At 46.4% G+C, this 21,608-nt stretch carries 15 protein-coding genes; 11 read left to right on the forward strand and 4 right to left on the reverse strand.

What is annotated here, in order from left to right; translation table 11 throughout:
- The first annotated feature begins 2 nt into the window (after positions 1 to 2).
- The 6 genes from AB5903_RS07230 (at position 3) to AB5903_RS07255 (ending at position 12,795) form a co-directional block, all read left to right on the forward strand.
- On the forward strand, positions 3 to 2,477 hold the full coding sequence (locus AB5903_RS07230) for a glycoside hydrolase family 2 TIM barrel-domain containing protein (RefSeq protein WP_368117720.1): 2,475 nt from the start codon (positions 3 to 5) through the stop codon (positions 2,475 to 2,477).
- Positions 2,478 to 3,309: 832 nt separating this feature from the next.
- Positions 3,310 to 6,396, forward strand: a complete 3,087-nt coding sequence (locus AB5903_RS07235; RefSeq protein WP_258998012.1) for a TonB-dependent receptor — start codon at positions 3,310 to 3,312, stop codon at positions 6,394 to 6,396.
- A 20-nt stretch (positions 6,397 to 6,416) separates the two neighbouring features.
- Entirely contained in the window at positions 6,417 to 8,150 is a 1,734-nt protein-coding gene (locus AB5903_RS07240) for a RagB/SusD family nutrient uptake outer membrane protein (RefSeq protein ID WP_368117721.1), read from the forward strand.
- 29 nt (positions 8,151 to 8,179) lie between these two features.
- A complete protein-coding gene (locus AB5903_RS07245; RefSeq protein WP_005654648.1) occupies positions 8,180 to 9,397 on the forward strand; it encodes a SusE domain-containing protein in 1,218 nt (405 codons plus the stop codon).
- A gap of 26 nt (positions 9,398 to 9,423) precedes the next feature.
- Positions 9,424 to 10,557 carry a DUF5115 domain-containing protein gene (locus AB5903_RS07250; protein WP_005654649.1) on the forward strand — a complete coding sequence of 378 codons (1,134 nt, stop codon included), beginning with the start codon at positions 9,424 to 9,426 and terminating at the stop codon, positions 10,555 to 10,557.
- Positions 10,558 to 10,734: 177 nt separating this feature from the next.
- The gene (locus AB5903_RS07255) at positions 10,735 to 12,795 is read left to right on the forward strand and encodes an alpha-amylase family glycosyl hydrolase (RefSeq protein ID WP_368117722.1); all 2,061 of its coding nucleotides are present in this window, start codon (positions 10,735 to 10,737) and stop codon (positions 12,793 to 12,795) included.
- 5 nt (positions 12,796 to 12,800) lie between these two features.
- On the opposite strand, the gene AB5903_RS07260 is transcribed toward AB5903_RS07255, so the two are convergent.
- On the reverse strand, positions 12,801 to 13,778 hold the full coding sequence (locus AB5903_RS07260) for a GNAT family N-acetyltransferase (RefSeq protein ID WP_117741108.1): 978 nt from the start codon (positions 13,776 to 13,778) through the stop codon (positions 12,801 to 12,803).
- A gap of 79 nt (positions 13,779 to 13,857) precedes the next feature.
- On the opposite strand from AB5903_RS07260, the gene AB5903_RS07265 reads away from it, so the two are divergent.
- The 5 genes from AB5903_RS07265 to AB5903_RS07285 are packed head-to-tail and all read left to right on the forward strand — an operon-like array spanning position 13,858 to position 16,720.
- The gene (locus AB5903_RS07265) at positions 13,858 to 14,394 is read left to right on the forward strand and encodes a nitroreductase family protein (RefSeq protein ID WP_117954466.1); all 537 of its coding nucleotides are present in this window, start codon (positions 13,858 to 13,860) and stop codon (positions 14,392 to 14,394) included.
- A 2-nt stretch (positions 14,395 to 14,396) separates the two neighbouring features.
- Positions 14,397 to 14,732 (forward strand): hypothetical protein, encoded by a 336-nt coding sequence (locus AB5903_RS07270; RefSeq protein WP_005654653.1) that lies wholly within the window; start codon positions 14,397 to 14,399, stop codon positions 14,730 to 14,732.
- Between the two features lies 1 nt (position 14,733).
- A complete protein-coding gene (locus tag AB5903_RS07275) occupies positions 14,734 to 15,525 on the forward strand; it encodes a Rossmann-like and DUF2520 domain-containing protein (RefSeq protein WP_005654654.1) in 792 nt (263 codons plus the stop codon).
- Between the two features lie 19 nt (positions 15,526 to 15,544).
- Positions 15,545 to 16,075 carry an HAD family hydrolase gene (locus AB5903_RS07280; protein WP_005654655.1) on the forward strand — a complete coding sequence of 177 codons (531 nt, stop codon included), beginning with the start codon at positions 15,545 to 15,547 and terminating at the stop codon, positions 16,073 to 16,075.
- A 60-nt stretch (positions 16,076 to 16,135) separates the two neighbouring features.
- Entirely contained in the window at positions 16,136 to 16,720 is a 585-nt protein-coding gene (locus AB5903_RS07285) for a Maf-like protein (protein ID WP_005654657.1), read from the forward strand.
- A gap of 226 nt (positions 16,721 to 16,946) precedes the next feature.
- Here the strand turns inward: AB5903_RS07285 and AB5903_RS07290 are convergent, their stop codons facing one another.
- The 3 genes from AB5903_RS07290 to pgk form a co-directional block, all read right to left on the reverse strand.
- Positions 16,947 to 19,142, reverse strand: coding sequence for a tetratricopeptide repeat protein (locus AB5903_RS07290; RefSeq protein ID WP_368117723.1), 2,196 nt, complete (start codon positions 19,140 to 19,142; stop codon positions 16,947 to 16,949).
- 68 nt (positions 19,143 to 19,210) lie between these two features.
- Positions 19,211 to 20,236: a porin gene (locus AB5903_RS07295; protein ID WP_016661430.1), complete on the reverse strand. Its 1,026-nt coding sequence runs from the start codon at positions 20,234 to 20,236 to the stop codon at positions 19,211 to 19,213.
- A gap of 73 nt (positions 20,237 to 20,309) precedes the next feature.
- Positions 20,310 to 21,569, reverse strand: coding sequence for a phosphoglycerate kinase (pgk, locus tag AB5903_RS07300; protein ID WP_155895281.1), 1,260 nt, complete (start codon positions 21,567 to 21,569; stop codon positions 20,310 to 20,312).
- Between the last annotated feature and the right edge of the window lie 39 nt (positions 21,570 to 21,608).

The following is a 21,608-nucleotide window of genomic DNA, read 5'->3' on the forward strand; positions in this document are numbered from 1 at the left end:
TTATGAATAAGAGACTGATAACGGGCATCTGTTGCTTCTTCCTCTTTACGGCCGTTATGGCGCAGCGTACCGAAGTGCTATTGGAAAAGGGCTGGAAGTTCTTCCGGGGAGATATATCCGGAGCTGCTCATCCGGGATATGACGATGAGCAATGGCAGGCGGTAACCGTGCCTCACGATTGGGCCATTTACGGACCGTTCGACCGTGACAACGATTTGCAGAAAGTAGCCGTCACGCAGAATTTCGAAAAACAGGCTTCGGTAAAGACCGGACGCACGGGCGGATTGCCTTATGTAGGCGTAGGCTGGTATCGCACCACCTTTACCGTTCCCGCCCGCAAACAGGCTACACTGGTTTTTGACGGAGCCATGAGCGAAGCCCGTGTCTATATCAACGGGCAGGAAGCCTGCTTCTGGCCTTTCGGCTATAACTCTTTCCATTGCGATGTCACACCTTATATATATAAGGACGGAAAACCCAATACGCTTGCCGTGCGGTTGGAGAACAAACCGCAGTCTTCGCGCTGGTATCCCGGTGCGGGGTTGTACCGGAATGTCCGCCTGCTGACGACCGAACCGGTATGCGTTCCGGTGTGGGGCACTCAGCTTACCACCCCGCACGTGTCGGACAAGTATGCTTCCGTGCGTTTGCGTACGGAGATTGCCAATGCCGGAAACAAGCATATCCGGATTGTGACCGAGATTATATCGCCGGACGGTAAGGTGGTTGCCGCCAAAGACAACACCCGCAAAATAAACCACGGGCAGCCTTTCGAGCAGAACTTCCTGGTAGATGCTCCCGCTTTATGGTCGCCGGAGACACCCCGGCTCTACAAGGCGTCTTCCAAGATATATGCCGACGGCAGGCTGGTGGACGAATATACCACCCGTTTCGGCATCCGCAGCATAGAGATTGTGGCGGACAAAGGCTTTTTCCTGAACGGCAAGCACCGTAAGTTTCAGGGCGTCTGCAACCATCACGACCTGGGGCCTTTGGGGGCTGCCGTCAATGTGGCTGCTCTCCGCCGCCAGCTCACGCTGCTGAAGGATATGGGTTGCGATGCCATCCGTACATCGCACAATATGCCGGCTCCGGAACTGGTGGAACTTTGCGACGAAATGGGCTTTATGATGATGATAGAGCCTTTCGATGAATGGGATATTGCCAAATGCGATAACGGCTATCACCGTTACTTCGACGAATGGGCGGAGCGGGACATGGTGAATATGTTGCGTCATTACCGTAATAATCCGAGTGTGGTCATGTGGAGCATTGGCAACGAAGTGCCTACGCAGTGCAGTGCCGAGGGCTATAAAGTCGCTTCTTTCCTGCAGGATATATGCCACCGCGAAGATCCCACACGTCCTGTTACCTGCGGTATGGACCAGGTGTCTTGCGTCCTGGAAAACGGTTTCGCCGCTATGATAGACGTTCCCGGTCTCAACTACCGCGCCCACCGCTATGTGGAGTCTTACAACGCACTTCCGCAGAATATCATTCTTGGTTCGGAAACCGCCTCTACCGTAAGTTCCCGCGGAGTCTATAAATTCCCGGTAGAGAAACGGGCAGGGGCAACGTATGCCGACCACCAGTCTTCGGGGTATGATGTGGAGTATTGCTCTTGGTCGAATGTGCCCGATGAGGACTTTGCCCTGGCCGATGATTACGACTGGACTATCGGGCAGTTTGTCTGGACGGGTTTCGACTATCTGGGCGAACCCTCTCCGTACGACACGGATGCCTGGCCCAGCCACAGTTCCGTATTCGGCATCATTGACTTGGCAAGCCTGCCCAAAGACCGCTATTATCTGTACCGCAGCATCTGGAACAAGACCGCAAATACCCTGCACGTCCTTCCGCACTGGACATGGCCGGGCAGGGAAGGAGAGAATACTCCCGTCTTTGTTTATACCAGCTATCCCGCTGCGGAACTTTTCGTCAATGGCAAGAGCTACGGTAAGCAACGCAAACTGACGGCATCGGAGAGCAAAGCCTTACAAGGCAAGGACTCGCTTGCCTTGCAACGCCGCTACCGCCTGATGTGGATGGATGTTCCTTATGAACCGGGCGAACTGAAAGTCGTGGCTTATGATGCTTCCGGCAAACAGGCAGAAGAGAAAATCGTCCGTACCGCCGGCAAACCTCATCATCTGGAACTGGTTGCCGACCGCACCCGGCTTGCTGCCGACGGTAAAGACCTTGCCTACATCACCGTCCGCGTTGTCGATAAAGACGGCAATCTCTGCCCGTCGGACAATCGTCTTGTTTCTTTCTCTGTAAAAGGAGCCGGCCGTTACCGCGCGGCAGCCAATGGCGATGCCACCAACCTCGACCTTTTCCATTTACCCAAGATGCCGGCTTTCAGCGGACAGTTGACGGCTATCGTGCAGAGCACGGAACAGTCCGGTGAAATTGTTTTTGAAGCCAAAGCCAAAGGCTTGCAGACTGGGACAATCTTGTTGTCTGCCGGTAGGTAGCATTTGCATTATTTCTGTTTCAGAGTTTTGCATAATTTGTCATCACTCGTCACCAATCACTCTGTATCCCTTTCCAGCAAAGGGATACAGGGAGTGACGACAAGCGTGGTGAGAGTGATGACTGATTCGTGGTCGTCACGCGAATAAATATTATATATCTTATAATCAGTATGTTATCTTAATAGGCACACAGCCGATAATAGAGACTTATTTGACGATTTACTACTCCAAAAGACCTTTATCATGCGATTCGGTGCATTGTTTGAAGATAAATGCACCCGTAATTTCCGGAATATGCCCTGTGACAGTAAGGTATTTGTTTGGGATAAATGCCTCATTCCCTCTTTCTTTTCTTTGTTTTATCGCATGTATAATGTCCTTTTATCACTTCCTTTTCCTTGTTTTCCGGCTGCGGGCTCTACGGTTGCCAATTGCGGGCCCGACAGCCCGCGGCTGGCAACCGTAGAGCCCGCAACTGCGAAACGAAAAAAAAGACCTGCTGTTCCGGGGAAAATGCAGTAGCTAAACTACTATTTAGCGTGTGTTTTTGCAGATATTACCCTGCTGATTTCCCGTTATTTATTACGCGTTTCCATTGGTGTGCCCATGCGTTTATGAGATGATAGCGCATGATGCCGGATATAGTGCAATCGTTTGCATTCTTCTTATTGAACTTTTTACGGTATCTTTGTCTCTTACTCGACAATATAGCATACATTTGTTGTATCATAATAAAGTATTTGGAGCACGTTCCGTATTTAGGTTAATATACTGAAACGTCTTTTGAATATACTGTAGATAATTAATATTGTTAACTTTAATTTTTAAATGCATGAAGCAAGTTAATCTTAGAATCTGTCGAACGATTCTTCCCCTGTTATTAGGGTTATTCTTGTCAGTTGGCGTTTATGCACAGAACATCACGGTGAAAGGGCATGTGAAAGATGCTTTGGGTGGTGTGATTGGCGCTAATGTCATTGAAAAAGGTAATCCGTCTAATGGCACCATTACCGATGTGGACGGAAATTTTACATTGTCTGTACCCAAAGGAGCAATTCTTCAGGTATCTTTTATAGGATACAAAACACAGGAAATAGAAGCAACTTCATCTGTGATTGTGACTTTGAAAGACGATTCGGAATTATTGAATGAAGTGGTTGTCATCGGTTACGGTGTGGCTAAGAAAAATGACCTTACCGGTTCGGTGACAGCGATCAAGCCGGATGAGAAAAATAAAGGTCTGGTCGTAAGCGCTCAGGATATGATTCAAGGTAAGATTGCCGGTGTAAATGTAAACACCACTTCGGGAGCTCCCGGTGAAGGTGCTCAAATCCGTATTCGTGGTGGCGCTTCTTTGAATGCCAGCAACAATCCGCTTATAGTGATAGACGGCATGCCGATGGATAATAACAATACCAAAGGTGTGAACAATCCGCTTTCACTTGTCAATCCTAATGATATTGAAACTTTTACGGTGCTGAAAGATGCTTCTGCTACGGCAATTTACGGTAGCCGTGGTTCTAATGGAGTAATTATCATTACAACTAAAAAAGGACGTAAGAACCAGGCACCGAAGGTTTCATATAACGGAACTTTGTCGGTAAGTACGATTGCCGACAAGCTCGATGTAATGAACGCTCCCGAATATGTTGAATTTATCAAGAATACGTATGGCGAAGGCTCGGCAGCTTATGCAGGACTCGGATGGCAGAAATACAATGAAGATGGTACACCGGACTTTTCTGCCGGCACATATAATACGGATTGGCAGGATGAAATATACCGTGCCGGTATCAGTCACGACCATAATGTCAGCGTTACCGGTGGAGTGGGCAATGAAAGTTGGTCCATGCCTTATCGTGTCAGCGTAGGATATACCAATCAGGAAGGTATTCTGAAAGGTTCCGATTATAACCGTTTTACAGCAGGGTTTACTCTGAATCCCTCATTGCTGAATGATCATCTTAATTTTAACATCAATGCCAAGTATTCTTACTCCAAGACAAATCCGGGTGGTACGGATGCTATCGGTGCAGCTATCTCTATGGACCCGACTCGTCCGATAATGAGTGAGGACGAACAGTTCAAGAATTGGGGCGGTTATTGGCAGTGGACAAAGAATACTTCCGAATACGACCCCACTTTCCCGTTTGCACGCAATGATGATGCTCCTAAAAATCCGGTGGAACTGATTGAACATTATACATTCGATAAGAGCGCTACCGTACTTCTCGGTAATTTTGAAGCCGATTATAAGATACATGGATTTGAAGACTTGCGTTTGCATATGAATCTTTCGGGTGAATATGCCGATGGTGGAGAATATACTAACAACAATCCGTATTCGACTTATGGCTTCTATTATGGAGGTGTAGGCGAGAATAAGGAAAAGAAATACAACCTGATTGCTACGGCATACGCCCAGTACAACAAAGATTTCAACAAGGCACATCATCTGGATGTGATGGTGGGTTACGAATATAACCACATGAAATATTGGGGTGGAGAATGGTTCGAAAACTATTATCCTTCTACCAATGAGAGTTATTATGACGATGGTACTCCGAAAGCCGGAACAATAAACAGCTCTTCTACAAAGAATTGGAGAGGCCAGATTTATCTTGTCAGCTGGTATGGACGTGTCAATTATTCGCTTCTTGACCGTTATCTTTTCACCTTTACAGCCCGTTATGACGGTTCGAGCCGTTTTGCAGACGGACAACGCTGGGGTTTCTTCCCTTCGGCAGCCTTTGCTTGGCGTGTGAAGGATGAAGCTTTCCTGAAAGATGTAGATGCTGTCAGTGACTTGAAACTTCGTCTTGGCTGGGGTAAGACCGGTCAGCAGGATACCGGTAAGGAATACTACACAGCCATATACAAGGTAAGCACCAGTGAGAACCATCGTTATCCGGTAGGTCCTAACAATCCGGGTACGCTTTATCAGCCTTTGCCTTATAATGACGACCTTACTTGGGAAACTACGACCACATGGAACTTAGGGTTGGATTATGGAATGTTTGACCAGAGACTGACTTTGAACCTTGATGCTTATTACCGCGAAACCACGGACTTGCTTTCCACACCTACAATTCCGGCAGGACAGAACTTTGATAATGCCCTTATGCTTAATGCCGGTTCTTTGAAGAATACCGGTGTTGAAATAGCTCTGTCGGGCAAACCTGTTCAAACAAAAGACTGGTTTGTGGAACTTGGAATGAACATAGCATACAATAAGAATGAGATAACTGGTCTTTATGGCGGACGTGACGTTATTGAAGCAGGTATGAAAGTGGGTACCGACCAGCAAATCACCTATCATAAAGTGGGACTTCCCGCCAACTCCTTCTGGGTGTATCAGCAGGTGTATGACGAAAGCGGACGTCCTATCATGGGATGTTATGTAGACCGGAATGCTGACGGCAGCATAGACGAAAACGACCGCTATTATTATAAAAACATTATAGCGCCTTGGACAGGCGGATTTAATTTTAAAGTAGCTTATAAGAACTGGGACCTCGGAACCAACTTCAGAGCCAGCTTCGGTAATTATGTATACAATGGCATCGAATCGGGCAAGGCAAATTCTGCAATGCTTTATAATTCCAAAGGATATTACGAGAATAGCACGGCAGATATCGTAAGCCTTGGCTGGAGTTCTTACAATTATGCGCTTACTGATTATTTTGTACAGAATGCAAGTTTCCTGAAGTGTGACAATATTACGCTTGGATATAATTTCGATAATCTTTTTAAAGCCGGCAAGTACAAAGGCGTGTCAGGACGTATCTATGCTTCATGCTCAAATGTCTTTACCATTACGAAGTACAAAGGGCTTGACCCGGAACAGACTTCCGGAAAGGAGAGCAGCCTCTATCCGCGCAGCCGTACTTTCCTTCTTGGATTGAATCTTAATTTCTAATTTAATAACTGAGGACAATTATGAAACTAAATAAAATAAAAGCAATATTTCCTGCCATTGCTCTTTTTCTGACAGCAAGCATGACTTCCTGTATGGATGATCTTGAGAAAGGGAATATAGACCCTACCGTAGAGCCTAATCCGAATCTGTTGGGGCTGTATAGCAAATGTTATGCCGGACTCATCATGGAAGGTAATGACGGTAATGCGGATTTTACCATAGACGATGCCGGTAAATCGACGTTATTGCGTAACGTGTTTAATTTTAATGAACTTTCTACCGATGAGGCTATCTGCTGGTGGAGCGACGGTGGTATTACCGATATCGGTTATAACCAATGTATGCCGGGTACTGCGACTCTCAGATTTCTTTATTATCGTCTGATGTCCAATATTACGTACTGCAACCATTATTTGAGCCTTGAAGCGGCACAAGCCGATAAGACGATGCTTGCAGAGGTGCGTTTTATCCGTGCATACAACTATTTCTTAATGCTCGATTTCTTTGGAGACCCCTCTTTTATAGAGACAATTACCTCGGAAGTGCCTAAACAAGCCCATGCCTATAATGAGAAATTTGACGAGAGTGCCACATATACCCGTGCGGAACTTCTGCAATTGGGACGTGAATTCCTCTTTAATTGGGTGAAAAAGGAATTGGAAAATGCCGAAGCGGATATGTTGCCTGCCGAACCGGAAACGGACAGTGATGCAAACTATGGCCGCGCTGACAAAGCGGCAGCCTGGATTTTGCTGAGCCGTTTATATCTTAATGCCGGTACTTATCTTAATAATGACGGGCAGAACAATCCTCATTGGGATAAAGCGTTGGAATATGCTGAAATGGTTATCAATTCAAATTACGCAATCTTTGATGATACCAGGATTCCGACAGAAGCTACGCAGAGAGGCTATCGTCCGTACGATTTGCTCTTTATGGGTGATAACGGATCGAATGGTGCCAGTTGTGAAGCCATACTTCCGCTTCTTCAGGATGGAAAGGTGACGAAAGGCTATGGAGGTTCGCTTTTCTTTATTGCCGCTATGTGGAACGATAAGATGCAAACCGTAACCGACCTAACTGCCGGTACTACGGGTAATACGTGGTCCGGTATGCGATGCCGTCCTCAACTGATTGAGAAGTTTACTAATAATCCTGAATCTTTTGTAGGCAAGTCGACGAAGGAAATCCGTGCTTTGCAAATCGATGACCGTGCGCTTTTCTGGGGAAAAGGTTCGGACGGCGATGAACGTACGCTTGACTTGGGAGATAACTCCAGTTTCTATCAAGGCTTGGTAACTACGAAATGGAATAACAACTATTCCAACGGCGGAAGCCCGTACGATGTGTTCGATGTGGATACGGATTTCTTCCTTTTCCGTGTGGCTGAAGCTTATCTCAATGCTGCGGAAGCAGAAATGCATCTCAATGGCGAGAGTTCAACAAAGGCAAAAGGTTATATCGATATCTTGCGTAAGCGTGCTCACACGGCTACAAGCGATTCTTACAACCTGAACTATATTCTTGACGAGCGTTCGCGCGAATTCTATTTCGAGGGTCTCCGTCGTACCGACCTTATACGTTTTAATCAGTTCGGTGGTACGCAAACTACCTATAACTGGTCGTATAAAGGCGGCAATATCAATGGAGTGACATTCGATAAGACAAGAAATCTTTTCCCTCTCCCGACATCGGAAATACAGGCAAACAGAAGCCTTATCCAGATTGATGGTTATAATGAGACAGAAGAGTAAAGTTAAAACAGTAAATTTAGAAAAGTAATATGAAGAATAAATTATTGCTTGGTGCTGTGCTTGTCGGTACTGCCGGCATATTTGCAGCATGTTCGGATGATAATGATTCGAACCCTACGCTGATACAACCCACGGAGTTCGTCTTGAACACTCCGGCTTACGTGAACGAAACGGTTGATTTGGAGAATACGGAAGCTCTTCGGTTGACATGGTCACAACCGGAATATACAACAGGCAATGCTCCGATTAATGCGACATATGAAATACAGGTTTCTCCGACAAACTCATTCACTGTGTCTACGGACGAAGCGGATGCGGATGAGGAAAATGCTCTTGTTGCCGATTATGCAGTTATCGACAAGACTTCTACAACCTGTTTTGCTGATTTGGCGGCATCTGAACTTAACAAGGCTCTGGCTAAAGTAGCGAAGTGGAAAGCAGACGCTGTTCCTGCCGAACAAAAGACTTTTATTCGTATCAATGCATTTGTGCTTGAAGGTATGAATAGATTGAATGCCATTACATCGAATGTGGTAGAAATCAGTGTGGCTCCTTATTATGTGGAATTGTCGGATGCCGCTCCTATTATGTGGTATCTTGTCGGAAATAATTTTGGTGACGGTGCTTGGAGTGATAAGCCGGGCGAAAGTAGCTTCCCGCTGTTCATGCAAAGCGATTACAATTATGATAAGGTGACCGGTGCCGGTGAAATTACCTACCTCAACTATTTTACAACTGAGGAGTGGAAGATACAGCCTGCGGATTTCAATTGGGATTATGGATTTTGTGGTACAGGCGCTCCCAATGAGGCTGTTTATCGTAACGGCGGAGCCGATGGCGGAAATATCACATGTAATCCGGCCGGATATTATCTTGTTACCATTAATACCGGAGCGAATACTTGTACTATTGTCAATCAGGAAATAACCCCGGCTGTTTACGGTCAGATATGTATCACCGGTGATTTCTGCGATTGGGCCGACCAGAACATGACTCCGGTGAACAAGAGCGGTGAAAACCATGTATGGTGTTATATGTTGACAGTGGAAGAGGATGCCGTGAAGCAGATTAAGTTCAAGATTCCCGGTTCTTGGGATACAAATTGGGGATATGGTTCGGAAGACGGCGAGGTATCTGTTTGCGGTAAGGCAGCAGCCGGAGGCAAGAACATCGGTGTTGCGGCAGGTACATGGGTTATCATGTTCAATGATATAACCGGTGAATTCAGTATTATTCCTAAGAAATAAATTACACACTTTAAAAGAAAGATACTATGATAAAGAAATTAGTATATGGCTTGGCTATCATTGCAGGACTTGTTTCCTGCAATGATGACTATACGGATTGGGCAAGCCCTCAAAGCAATGATTCCAAAGAACCGGTCGATAAAATCGCATTTACGGTAGAACCGGCAGTCAGCGCCATTGATTTTGTAGTGGAAACGGCGGAAAATATTCAGTTATTTACTACCAGTCTGCAAGATGGGCAGGTAAGTGAATACGCGCTTACTCTTTCTGCTGAAGGTAAGGATAAAACCGCCGCTCTGAGCGCAACGGCAGCCGGGATGGTTGCTTCAACCGATTTGGCAAACGCGGTAGCGGCTATTTATGGTAAAAGCCCCGAAGAACGGACTGTTGCTGTAGAAGTGGCAGCCGATGTAACGGTAAAAACAGAAGACGGTAGCATCATAACCAAGAAGAAAGCTTCTCCGTTTACTTTGAAAGTCAAGCTGAATACCCCATTGGAGTATTTTCTGGTAGGCGACGTTACATCATGGGCAGACAAGTCGGCAAAATGTATGCTTTATCCACAAGGAGATAAGAAATATGCGTATACGACCGATTTTACTAAAACTGAGAATGGTGTACAAACAGCCGGTAATCTAAAAATTTGGTTAGGTGCAGATATTGGAAATTGGGATAATTGTTATGGTGCTGAGAGCGATGGCGATAATGCTGTTTCCGGTAAGTTGGTATCAGTAAATGCCGGAGCGATAGCTTGTCCGGAAGTCGGTAAATTTTATAAACTGGAAGTTGACTTTTCTACAAACGAATATGCTTGGACAGAACTGACTGATCAGGCTCCGAAATCTTATACTCATATAAGTTTGATTGGTGACTATAATGATTGGGATACAGCGGGTTCTGAGAAAGATTTGGAACAGATTACTCCGCATAACTGGTATATAGCTGGCTTTGAACCGGGAAAAGACGGTGTATTAAAGTTGCGTGCTGACCATAAGTGGGACATTTCTTGGGGTGCTGCAACGGATAACGTAACAATAGCGGATAAAAACTATTTGTCATTGACTACTGCAGATGGTAAGAATGTTGTTGTTCCCAATGGAAAATATAATGTATTCTTTAATGATATTACAGGTGAAGTTGTATTTCAGACGGCTGAATAATATCTGCGATATATAAAGAATATTTATTTTAAATCAGGCGAGTGTGTCTGAACTTGCTACAAGTTACATGGATTTGGTGTTATTTCTTCTCTTTGTATTAAGGGATTCCATACCGGTCTGCGTTGTTTAAGGCAAGTTCAGACACATTTCTTTTAATTGTATGTAAAATCTGATAAAATGAAGAACGTAAAATCTGTTTTATATTTAATATTGGGTTTGCTGATAAGCTCTTTGATGGCTTGTAGTGATGACCCCGGAGCTTTTTCTGAGCCTGCACCGGGGCAGGATGAAACTCCTGAAGGATATGTCTCTTTAGAACCCTCATCCGATACGTGGGACGGAACCAAACGTGCCGATATTACTTATCAGACATTGGTGTATTCATTTGCCGATAGTAATAATGACGAGTGGGGCGATTTCAGAGGACTCACAGATAAGCTGGATTATCTTAATGAAATGGGTGTGAATGCAATATGGCTGTCGCCAATTCATCCGGCAATGTCTTATCACGGATATGATGTGAAGGATTATACAACAGTGAATGCCCGGTATGGAACTATGGATGATTTTGAACGGTTGATTGCCAAAGCCCATGAATTGGGTATAAAAGTCTATTTGGATTATGTGATGAACCATACCGGAAAGGATCATCCTTGGTTTATAGATGCGAAATCGTCCAAGGAAAGTGTTTACCGTAACTATTACATCTTCTCACAAGACCCGAAATCCGATATTACTGCCGGTAAAATTCCAATGATAAAGCGGGAAAGCTCTACGGGATATAATGCAGGCGAATGGTTTTCGGCTGGTATAGGTGATGCCATGAAAGGATATTATAAGTTTGTACTCGACTGGTCTAATGCTGCAAGTCCCACCATAACAGTTACAAAAGAAGATACTCCGAACGCGGATACTCCGGACGTAACCACGCAAGATGCCAAGTACTTATATTATGGTGAGGGCATTTGCAAGAAATTCTATGCGAGAGGCAATAATAAGTACGAGTTAACGGTTGATCTTGATACGGATTGGGGTTTTTTAATCCGTACAAGTAATACTTCATGGGACAACGGAACGAAGTATGGTGCTCCGTCTAAAGCAAGTAAAGTGCAGTTAGGCAAGCCTTTTACTTTGAGTAATGCAAATCCTGAGGACATATTGTTTGCATCGGTCGAAGCATGGTATTTCCATTCCCATTTCCAAACAGACTGGTTTGCCGACCTTAATTACGGTGCTATTGATGATGCTGCCAACTCTCCGGCATATAAAGCAATATCCGCTGCAGCAAAAGAATGGATAGACAGGGGAATTGACGGATTCCGTTTGGATGCGGTGAAACATATTTATCACAGTGCCACTTCGGATGAGAATCCCCGTTTTCTGAAAATGTTCTATGATGATATGAACGAATATTATAAATCGAAAGGGCATACAGATGATATTTATATTGTAGGTGAAGTCCTTTCGGGCAGTGACGAGGTGGCGCCTTATTATCAAGGACTTCCCGCATTGTTTGAGTTTGACTTCTGGTATAAACTGGACTGGTCGATTGCCAACTCCACTGGTTGTTACTTTGCGAAAGACATACTTTCTTTCCAACAGAAATATGCGAGATACCGTGCCGATTACATAGAAGCTACCAAACTATCCAACCATGATGAAGACCGTACAGCATCCAAACTGGGAAAATCAGAGGCAAAGTGTAAACTTGCGGCTGCCGTATTGCTTACCGCACCGGGCGAACCCTATATTTATTATGGGGAAGAATTGGGTATCTACGGAACGAAGGAAAAGGCGGATGAATATGTACGTAGTCCGATGCTGTGGGGAGATAATTATACTACTGCCTATACGGACAAGATTGATGCCACCGTGGCTTCGAGTATAAAATCTGTAGCAGAACAGAAGGAAAATGCAAATTCGTTGCTGAATACCTATCTCTCTTTTACCCGTTTGCGTAATACCTATCCGGCTTTGGCTCAAGGTACAATGACAAAACATGCGGTATATAACGAATCGAATGAAAAATACAAGAGCATTGCTGCATGGTATATGACAAAAGATAATGAAAAGATGCTTGTTCTTCACAACTTTGGAAGCGCATCTGTTGAACTGTCATTGACAGATAATATCGAGAAGGCTGTCGGTGTATCGGGAACTGTTCAGGTGAAAGAAGGGGATAATACTTCCATACGGTTGGGAGGATATTCGTCAGTGGTCTATAAAATAGCCCAATAGCCCGTTTACTCATACATCTTTATCAGCACCCTGTTCAGCCATTCCCACCGAAAACGGAACCAGCGACGGGTGCTGATTTGTTTTCCGCCGAAGCGGAGTACGAATTCGCGGTAGCCATGTTTGTGGAAAGGCAGGCCTACGTCCATAAATTCCAGGTGGCGGTAGCCGCGTTCTTTGGCATCGCGCAATGCCTGCCACACGGCAAGAATGCCGGGATATTGCAAAGCGTATGTTTTACGCATGCCACCGGAGAACCATAGGTATGCACTGTCATTGGAATAGATACAGACGCTTCCGCCGATAACTTTGTCTTTATAGGTTACAATGAAAATACGGCTTTTCCGGGGCATTTGCTTTTCCAGAAGCTGGAAAAAGTCTATGCTTGGGAAATGCCGCCGTATCTTGGCAGAGTAGTTGTAATGCAGCATCTTGGCAAAAGCATGGATTTCTTCCGGGGTATGCGCTTCTTTTACTTCTGCTCCGTTGTTCAGCCCTTTTTTGATTTGGCGGATGCGGGAGGAACTGAAACGGGATTCTACCTGCTCCACATTATGCAACGAGTTGCGTACGCGCAGCCAGTTGACGGCAAAGTAACGGTTCTCGCGGAATACTTTATAACCGGACAACGAATTGTCCAGATTGCGGAACTCGATAAGGAAGGCTTCCCGCAGGGCTTCGTCCGTGAGGCGTTGCAGCATATCGCTAAAGACAGCTTCGCGGTCGAGCGTTTCATCGAAATACTCTCCGGTGCCATACACCTCACACCGCTTGATGATGGCGGGTGGAAACAGTCGTACGCTCTTCCGTATGGCGGCAAGCAACTTGGCTACGGGTATTCCGTTTTCCGACGCCACAATAAGCAAAGGTGCATATCCCGGAGTTGCTTCATAAACGTGAAACAGCTCCGTAGAGTGGAATGTATCGGTTCCCGGCAGTTCGGGTATCCGGCTTCCCCGATGGTATGTAGTCAGTTTCAAGGGCATTGCTGCAAATTTAAAAAAATAATCTTGTATCTTTGCATTACTTAACGACAAAGTATTCATTTCTAAACGATATACACATATGGAAAGTTTTAGCGAATTGATAAAGACCCGCCGCAGCATGCGGAAGTTTACAGAAGAGGAGTTGACGCAAGAACAGGTGGTTGCGCTGATGAAAGCCGCACTGATGGCGCCTACTTCCAAACGGAGCAATGCGTGGCAGTTTATCGTGGTGGATGATAAGGAAACATTGAAAAAGCTGTCTTTCTGTAAAGAGCAGGCTTCGCAATTCATAGCGGATGCCGCATTGGCTGTGGTTGTAACCGCCGACCCGCTGGCAAGCGACGTCTGGATAGAAGATGCCTCTATCGCTTCCATTTACCTGCAACTTCAGGCGGAAGATATGGGATTGGGCAGTTGCTGGGTACAGCTTCGCGAGCGTTTTACGGCATCCGGCATGTCCTCTAACGAATATGTGCACGAAGTACTCGACATGCCTTTGCAGTTGCAGGCTCTCAGTATCATTGCCATCGGGCATAAAGGAATGGAGCGCAAGCCTTTCAATGAGGACAACCTGCAATGGGAAAAGATTCACCTTAACAAATATGGAGGAAAGTAACGGTGAGTGCGGCGAAAGCAAATAACAATAAAGATACCTATAAGGCTACGGCTATCACGCTGATTGTGTTCGGCGTGCTCTATCTGGCAGACAAACTGCTGCATTTCTCCACACTGGGACTGTCGTGGGTGATGAACCGGGATAATTTTCTGCTTTATACGGCGGTCATCTTCCTGTTATTCAAGAATGACAAGTCGGTGGGACTGGTGCTGACGGGCCTGTGGCTGATATTGAATTTCGGATTGATAACGGCTCTGCTCGGTACTATGTCCGCTTATTTGCTGCCGGTGGCACTGTTGGTTGTAGGCGGTATTTTGTATTTGGTATCTACGAGATAAGATGAAAAGAAGCATAGAAGATACATCTGTTGTATTTATCGGAGCCGGCAATCTGGCTACGAATCTGGCAAAGGCGCTTTATTATAAAGGATTCCGTATCGTGCAGGTATACAGCCGTACGGAAGAGTCGGCGCGAACATTGGCGCAGGCGGTAGAGGCTGCCTATACTACCGACTTGTCGTCTGTGGCAGCGGATGCCCGGCTGTATATCGTTTCGCTGAAAGATGCGGCGTTTGTGCAACTGCTGCCCGAAATTGTTGCCGGAAAAGAAAATGCCCTGTGGGTACATACAGCCGGAAGTATCCCGATGGATGTTTGGGCAGGCAAGGTAAACCGGTATGGCGTGTTCTATCCGATGCAGACATTCAGCAAACAGCGTACGGTCGATTTCCGGCAGATACCGGTTTTCGTGGAAAGCAATTCTGCGGAGGATACCCGGACACTGAAAGATATTGCTTCCGTACTCTCCGAGAATGTCTATGAGGCCGATTCCGAACAGCGTAAAAGTCTGCACCTGGCAGCGGTGTTCACTTGTAATTTTACCAATCATATGTATGCCCTTGCAGCCGGGTTGTTGAAGAAATACGGGCTTCCTTTTGAAGTGATGCTGCCTTTGATAGACGAGACCGCCCGTAAGGTGCATGAACTCGAACCGCGTCTTGCGCAGACGGGGCCTGCCGTGCGGTATGACGAAAATGTTATCGGCGAGCACTTGCAGATGCTTTCTGACGAGCCGGACATGCAGGAACTGTACAGGCTGATTAGCGAAAGCATACATCGGCAAAATAGTTAACTTCTTGGAAAGAATAAGGATGAGTACAATCAATTACGATTTGAATAAGATAAAAGCCCTCGCCTTTGATGTGGACGGGGTGTTGAGCGCCAATGTCATTCCGATGAGTACGGAAGGCGAGCCGCTGCGTACGGTAAACATAAAGGATGGCTATGCCTTGCATCTGGCTGCCAGACATGAAATACCATTGGCTATCATTACCGGTGGACGCACGGAAGCGGTGCGCAAGCGTTTCCGTGCTTTGGGAATATTGCCGGAGAATATCTATATGGGGTCTTCTGTCAAGATACACGATTATCGTGACTTCCGCGATCGCTACGGCCTGCGGGATGAAGAAATTCTATATGTAGGCGATGATATTCCCGATATTGAGGTGATGCGCACTTGCGGTTTGCCTTGCTGTCCGCGGGATGCCGCCCCTGAGGTAAAATCCGTTGCCCGCTACATCTCCCACAAAGAGGGGGGATACGGTTGCGGACGGGATATCGTGGAGCAGTTCCTGAAAGTGAAAGGTCTTTGGATGGCAGACGAGCGGGCCTTCGGTTGGTAACTTCTGCCGGTTTGATTTCTCGCAATTCATAACTTATAATTCATAACTCTACTTAAAGCCATGTTGGATAATCTCAAAAAATATAAAGTTATACTTGCTTCCAATTCTCCCCGCCGGAAAGAGTTGCTGGCAGGACTTGGTGTGGACTACGAAGTGCGCACCCTACCGGATGTAGACGAATCGTACCCTGATACATTGCAGGGTGCGGATATACCTCTTTATATCGCAAAAGAAAAAGCGGATGCCTATCGGAACATGTTGCAACCGGGCGAACTGATGATAACTGCCGATACCATTGTCTGGCTGGACGGGCGGGTGCTTGGGAAACCTAAAGACCGGGAAGACGCTTTGTGCATGCTGCGGGATATGTCCGGTCGCACCCACGAAGTGTTTACCGGAGTTTGTATAACTACAACGGAATGGCAGCGCAGCTTTGCCGCTCAGACGGAAGTACGCTTTGCTGAGCTGAGCGAAGAAGAAATAACCTATTATGTAGATAAGTTCCAGCCGATGGATAAAGCCGGTGCCTATGGGGTGCAGGAGTGGATTGGCTTTATCGGGGTGGAGAATATTTCGGGAAGCTATTATAATATTATGGGGCTGCCGGTGCAGCGGCTTTATAAGGAGCTTGTCAAGGTAAAATAGTAGGGCTGTTAAGCTTTGCTTATCTGGCATTTTCTGCCAATGAAAGGGGATATGTCAAAACTGAAATTCGCTTGCTGTTTGTTTCTTTTTAGGCACGGATTACAGGGAAAATACAGATTTTCTTTGTTTTTTTTCCGTGAACTCCGTGTAGTCCGTGCCTAAAAGAAATCATCAAGTGTATGTTGACACATTCTCTTTTCTTTATGGAAACAGGTATGCCGTCTGGTCAGGCCAAATCTCTTATCAGCGGTATGTCTTTTTCGTCTATCCCCAACTTGATAAGCATCTCCTTGTCTTTATCGAACATCTCAAGAAAAGTCTCCCGGTTATCGCTTTCCGAGGTAGCTTTTCCGTACAGTTCGGCAGCCTTTTCCATATTTCCCAATAGCAATGCTGCGTGTCCGGCATTGAGGTAATCTGTGGAAAGCGGTTTCAAGGCAAGTATCTTGTTGTAATACCGCATGGCCTGTTCAAATTTTCCGCTGACAAACGAGCACCAGCCTATGGCACGCCATGCCTTGATGCAGTCGTTTTCCATGAAATCCAGCTTAAAGAAATACTGCAAGGCTTCTTCGTAGCGTTCCTGCTCTGCCAGGCAACTGCCGATAAGGAATGGCAGGTTTCTGTTTTCCGGTTGCATGGCTTCCGCTTTTCTGTAATATTCCAATGCCGTTGCAAAGTCCCGCAATTGGCGGTGGCAGGTGGCGAGGTGGCGGATAGTCCATACATGATCGGGTTTCAGTACATCGGCTTTCCTATAAGCTTCGATAGCTTTTTTGTAACGTTTCTCTTTTTGCAGGCAATAGCCGGTCTTTTGGAAGATTTCCGCATCGGCATGGTTCATATCCGTTATTTCTTTATAGATGCTTAAGGCTTCTGCGGGATGCTCTTTGCGGAAATGGAAGTCGGCTATGGTTGCCAATAGTTCGGGCTTGCATAAAATATCTTTCAGTGCCGGTATACGGTGCAGGGCTATTTCTTCCTTGAAAATATCACGGTACTCATGGCGGCGCTGGCTTAACTTGAAGAACCGGTATAAATCGTGGATATACTGGTTGCTGATAACGTCCGGCCGCAAGGCATACTGTCTCAGGCTGGACGACTTGCTCTCGTCCATCAGTTCATTCAAATCCTGTGATGTCATTTGGCTGAGCATCATATTACGCTGCGCTTGCGGTATATGTGCCATGGTAAAGCATAATGAATACTTGTCGCTGTTGCAGAAAAAGCCCGATTGCAGTATCAGTGACAGGACGGCGTTTTCTCCGGTAGGCTTCAGTCCGAACTCCCGTATGATGCTGGAATGCTGCATGTCGAACGGATAGAACCAGTTATGCGGATTTTGAAAGAACAGGTAACTCTTGAGTTGGGCGAACGTACTCATATATACATCGGCTCCTTCCAGTTGAAGTTCGTTCATCTCGCGTATCTTGTCGCCCAGGCCCGATGCCTCGAATGCTTTCTCCCAGTCCGGATTGCGGTCGTCTTCATCAATGTTTTCTTCGAAGCCGTACTTCATATTGCGCATGATGGTGACGTTCTTCATCATTTCCGGAATGATTTCTTCACGCATTTTCTTGTCTATCTTCTCTGTTTCACGGCTGCGGAGTAGCTGGATGTAAACCCGGTTCAACTGTTTGCCGAAGCTGCCGTCCTCATCGAGAAGCGATAACTTTGCCATCAGCTCCGGGTATAGCCGCAAGCGGTTGGAGTGTATGTGCAGTATGATGGCGATAATCACCAGGGCGCGCTGGTTGACCTGTGTGTCGGCGTGCGTTGCGGCATCCAGTAACCATGAGAATTTCCGCGGATCGAAACATTCCATCAGGCTGAGCAGGATGGCTCCGGTGAACAGACACAAGTCATTTACCGGCAACAATTCGGACTCCAGATACAGCCTGGCTTCCTGTTCTTCTTCTGCCGTCCAGCCACTGTTGCCCCATGTAGTGAGGAACAGATATTGGGCAGTGCCTTCATGGCGTTGCAGGGCGCTGTCCAGACTTTGTTTGTTGTCCGGCATAAGCTGGCAAACCGCCATATCGTCAGGAAAAGATTCCAGAACTTTCAGCCAGGAGGACATGCCGTAACCGGCTACCATATTCTTTTTGTTCTTGTGCAGGGAGTGGTAATAACGGGTGGAAACCTCATCGAGCAGGCTGATGCGGGTCTGTTCGGCAAGCTCCCAGGTTTCTGCCAGAAGTTGCCGGTATAGTTTCTGCCGTTCCGGATCGTTTACGCCCTGGCGCATGTACTGTAACATGTATTGGTAGGACACCTTAGCCTGCTCCAGACGGTTGCGGAGCGTCCAGTCGTTGCAGTTCCATAAAAAGGCTTCCAGTTGTACTTGAGCCTCTTTCAGACGTTTCTGTTCCAGTAGATTGACTATATGCTGATATTGCTCTTGTATGGCTTGCTCGTTCATAAAATTGTATTCATTAAGTGATTATACTCTACAAATGTACAAAAAGAATGCCAGAATGTTTTCATAAATCAGAAACGCACCTGCAATTGTGCCTGCAGCAGGTTGGAGTTTTCTCCTTTGTGGGGATCGCAATAGGTGTATTGCGCCTGCAAGCGGCATTTGGGATAGAACCACCATTGCACACCGGCCACATAGTTGCTCTGTTTGTAATCCTGCGCTTTGTCTTTGTTGAAATAATCATAGGATGCTACAATGTCGAATTTGGGAAGTACATGTACGGATGCGGTTGCATAGTATCCGTCGCTTTTTACATGTCCGTCTTTGCCGGCAAGGTATTCGGTACGCAGGCTGACAGGCTTTGTCTGTATGGTGGCGCCTGCCGACCAGCGGTTGCGTGTGTAGCTGTCGCCTATCGCTATATCCGGATTGACGGAAGAGGCGGCTACGGCACAGCCTTTGCCCTTGACGAATGAGCCGCCCACCGACAGCCAGTCGAGCGGATGAACCATCAGGCTGCCTACTATGTCTTTTTGATTGTTCTTGTCTTTCAGGTTGATGCCTTGCCCGTTCATGACGGCAAGGTTATAACTCAGCTTTTTCTTGAAAAGGTCGCCGTAGATAAGGATACCCATGTCACGGCCGCTGTTCGAGCCGTAGAGTGGATCGCTGCCGTTGATACCTGCCAGATAGTTGACCGCCTGTGAATAACAGTTTATCAGTTCGACAAAACAGGGAGACATCGGATTCTCAATGGTGTACATTGTTTTGAACTGTCCGATGCGGGCAGTGAGTTGGGGCAGGAACCGGTATTCCGTATAAGCTTCCAGTATCTTTCCGGTATTGGCGAAGCTGTACATGAAGTAGCACGACCATTTGTCGGTAATCTTGCCGCGTGCCATGAATATGGCGCGTTTGAGGTCGAAGGTATTGCTGGCCTTTTCGCCGGCGTCATCATAGGTATATCCCACTTGGGCATACCCTGCCAGGGTGATGCGTTCTTTCAGTGTATTCACTACATTGTTCAGACGCGTATCCTGGGCTTTTAATGTATGTATGGAGAGGAGAAGAAGACAGGATAGTAGAATTCGTTTCATGTGTCGGATATATAATTAAAAAAAAAGCAACCCTTTTTTCAAAGAGCTGCCTTTTGTATGAATGAGGTTCTTGTTATTCGTTGATAGCAGCGATACCCGGAAGAACTTTTCCTTCGATTGCCTCGAGCAATGCACCACCACCGGTAGAAACGTAAGAAACGCCGTTTGCCAGACCGAATTTGTTGACGCAAGCTACAGAGTCGCCACCGCCTACGAGTGAGAACGCACCGTTCTTGGTTGCCTCAACGATAGCTTCACCTACAGAGCGTGAACCGTGAGTGAAGTTGTCGAACTCGAATACGCCCGTAGGACCGTTCCAAAGGATAGTCTTGGAGTTCTTGATAACTTCGGCAAAAATCTTTTCTGTCTCAGGACCTATATCCAGACCTTCCCAGCCGTCAGGTATTTCGTTTACTTTGCAGAACTGAGTGTTGGCGTCGTTGGAGAAAGAGTCGGCAATCTTGGCATCTACAGCCAATACGAGGTTTACGCCTTTTTCTTTTGCTTTCTTCAACAGTTCGAGAGCCAGATCCAGCTTGTCGTCTTCGCAGATGGAAAGACCGATTTTACCGCCTTGAGCTTTGGTGAAAGTGTAAGTCATACCGCCGGTGATAATCAGATTATCCACTTTGTTCAGCAGGTTTTCGATGATTTCAATCTTGGAAGATACTTTGGAACCGCCCATGATAGCAGTGAACGGATGTTGGATGTCATTCAACACCTTGTCTACGGCTTTCACTTCTTTCTCCATCAGGTAGCCGAACATCTTGTTGTCTTTGTCGAAGTATTTGGCGATCAATGCCGTAGAAGCGTGTGCACGGTGAGCGGTACCGAATGCGTCGTTTACGTAGCAGTCAGCGTAAGAAGCAAGTTTCTTGGTAAACTCTTTCTGGCTTTCCTTAACGGCAGCTTTGGCAGCTTTCTTTTCTTCGTCTGTCGCATCTTCGGCCAAACCGCGCGGTTTGCCTTCTTCTTCAGCATAGAAACGAAGGTTTTCGAGCAACAGCACTTCACCCGGTTGCAGAGCGGCAGCCTTAACGGCAGCTTCTTCGCCCATGCAGTCGTTGGCGAACTGTACCTCAACACCCAGCAGTTCTGACAAATGTTTCAGGATGTGCTTCAAAGAGAACTTGTCGGTTGCACCTTTCGGACGACCGAGGTGAGAACCGATGATAATACTGCCACCGTCAGCCAAAATCTTCTTCAATGTAGGAAGAGCGGCACGCATACGGGTATCGTCTGTAATGTTGAAGTTTTCGTCCAGAGGCACGTTGAAGTCCACGCGAACGAATGCCTTTTTTCCGGCAAAGTTAAATTGATCAATTGTCATAATACTCTATTTTTATTTAAAAGTGTTACCGTTTTCTTTTCG

The sequence above is a fragment of the Bacteroides sp. 2201st1_D9_2201SCRN_220225 genome (assembly GCF_040928965.1).
GTDB classification, from domain to species: Bacteria; Bacteroidota; Bacteroidia; order Bacteroidales; family Bacteroidaceae; genus Bacteroides; species Bacteroides stercoris.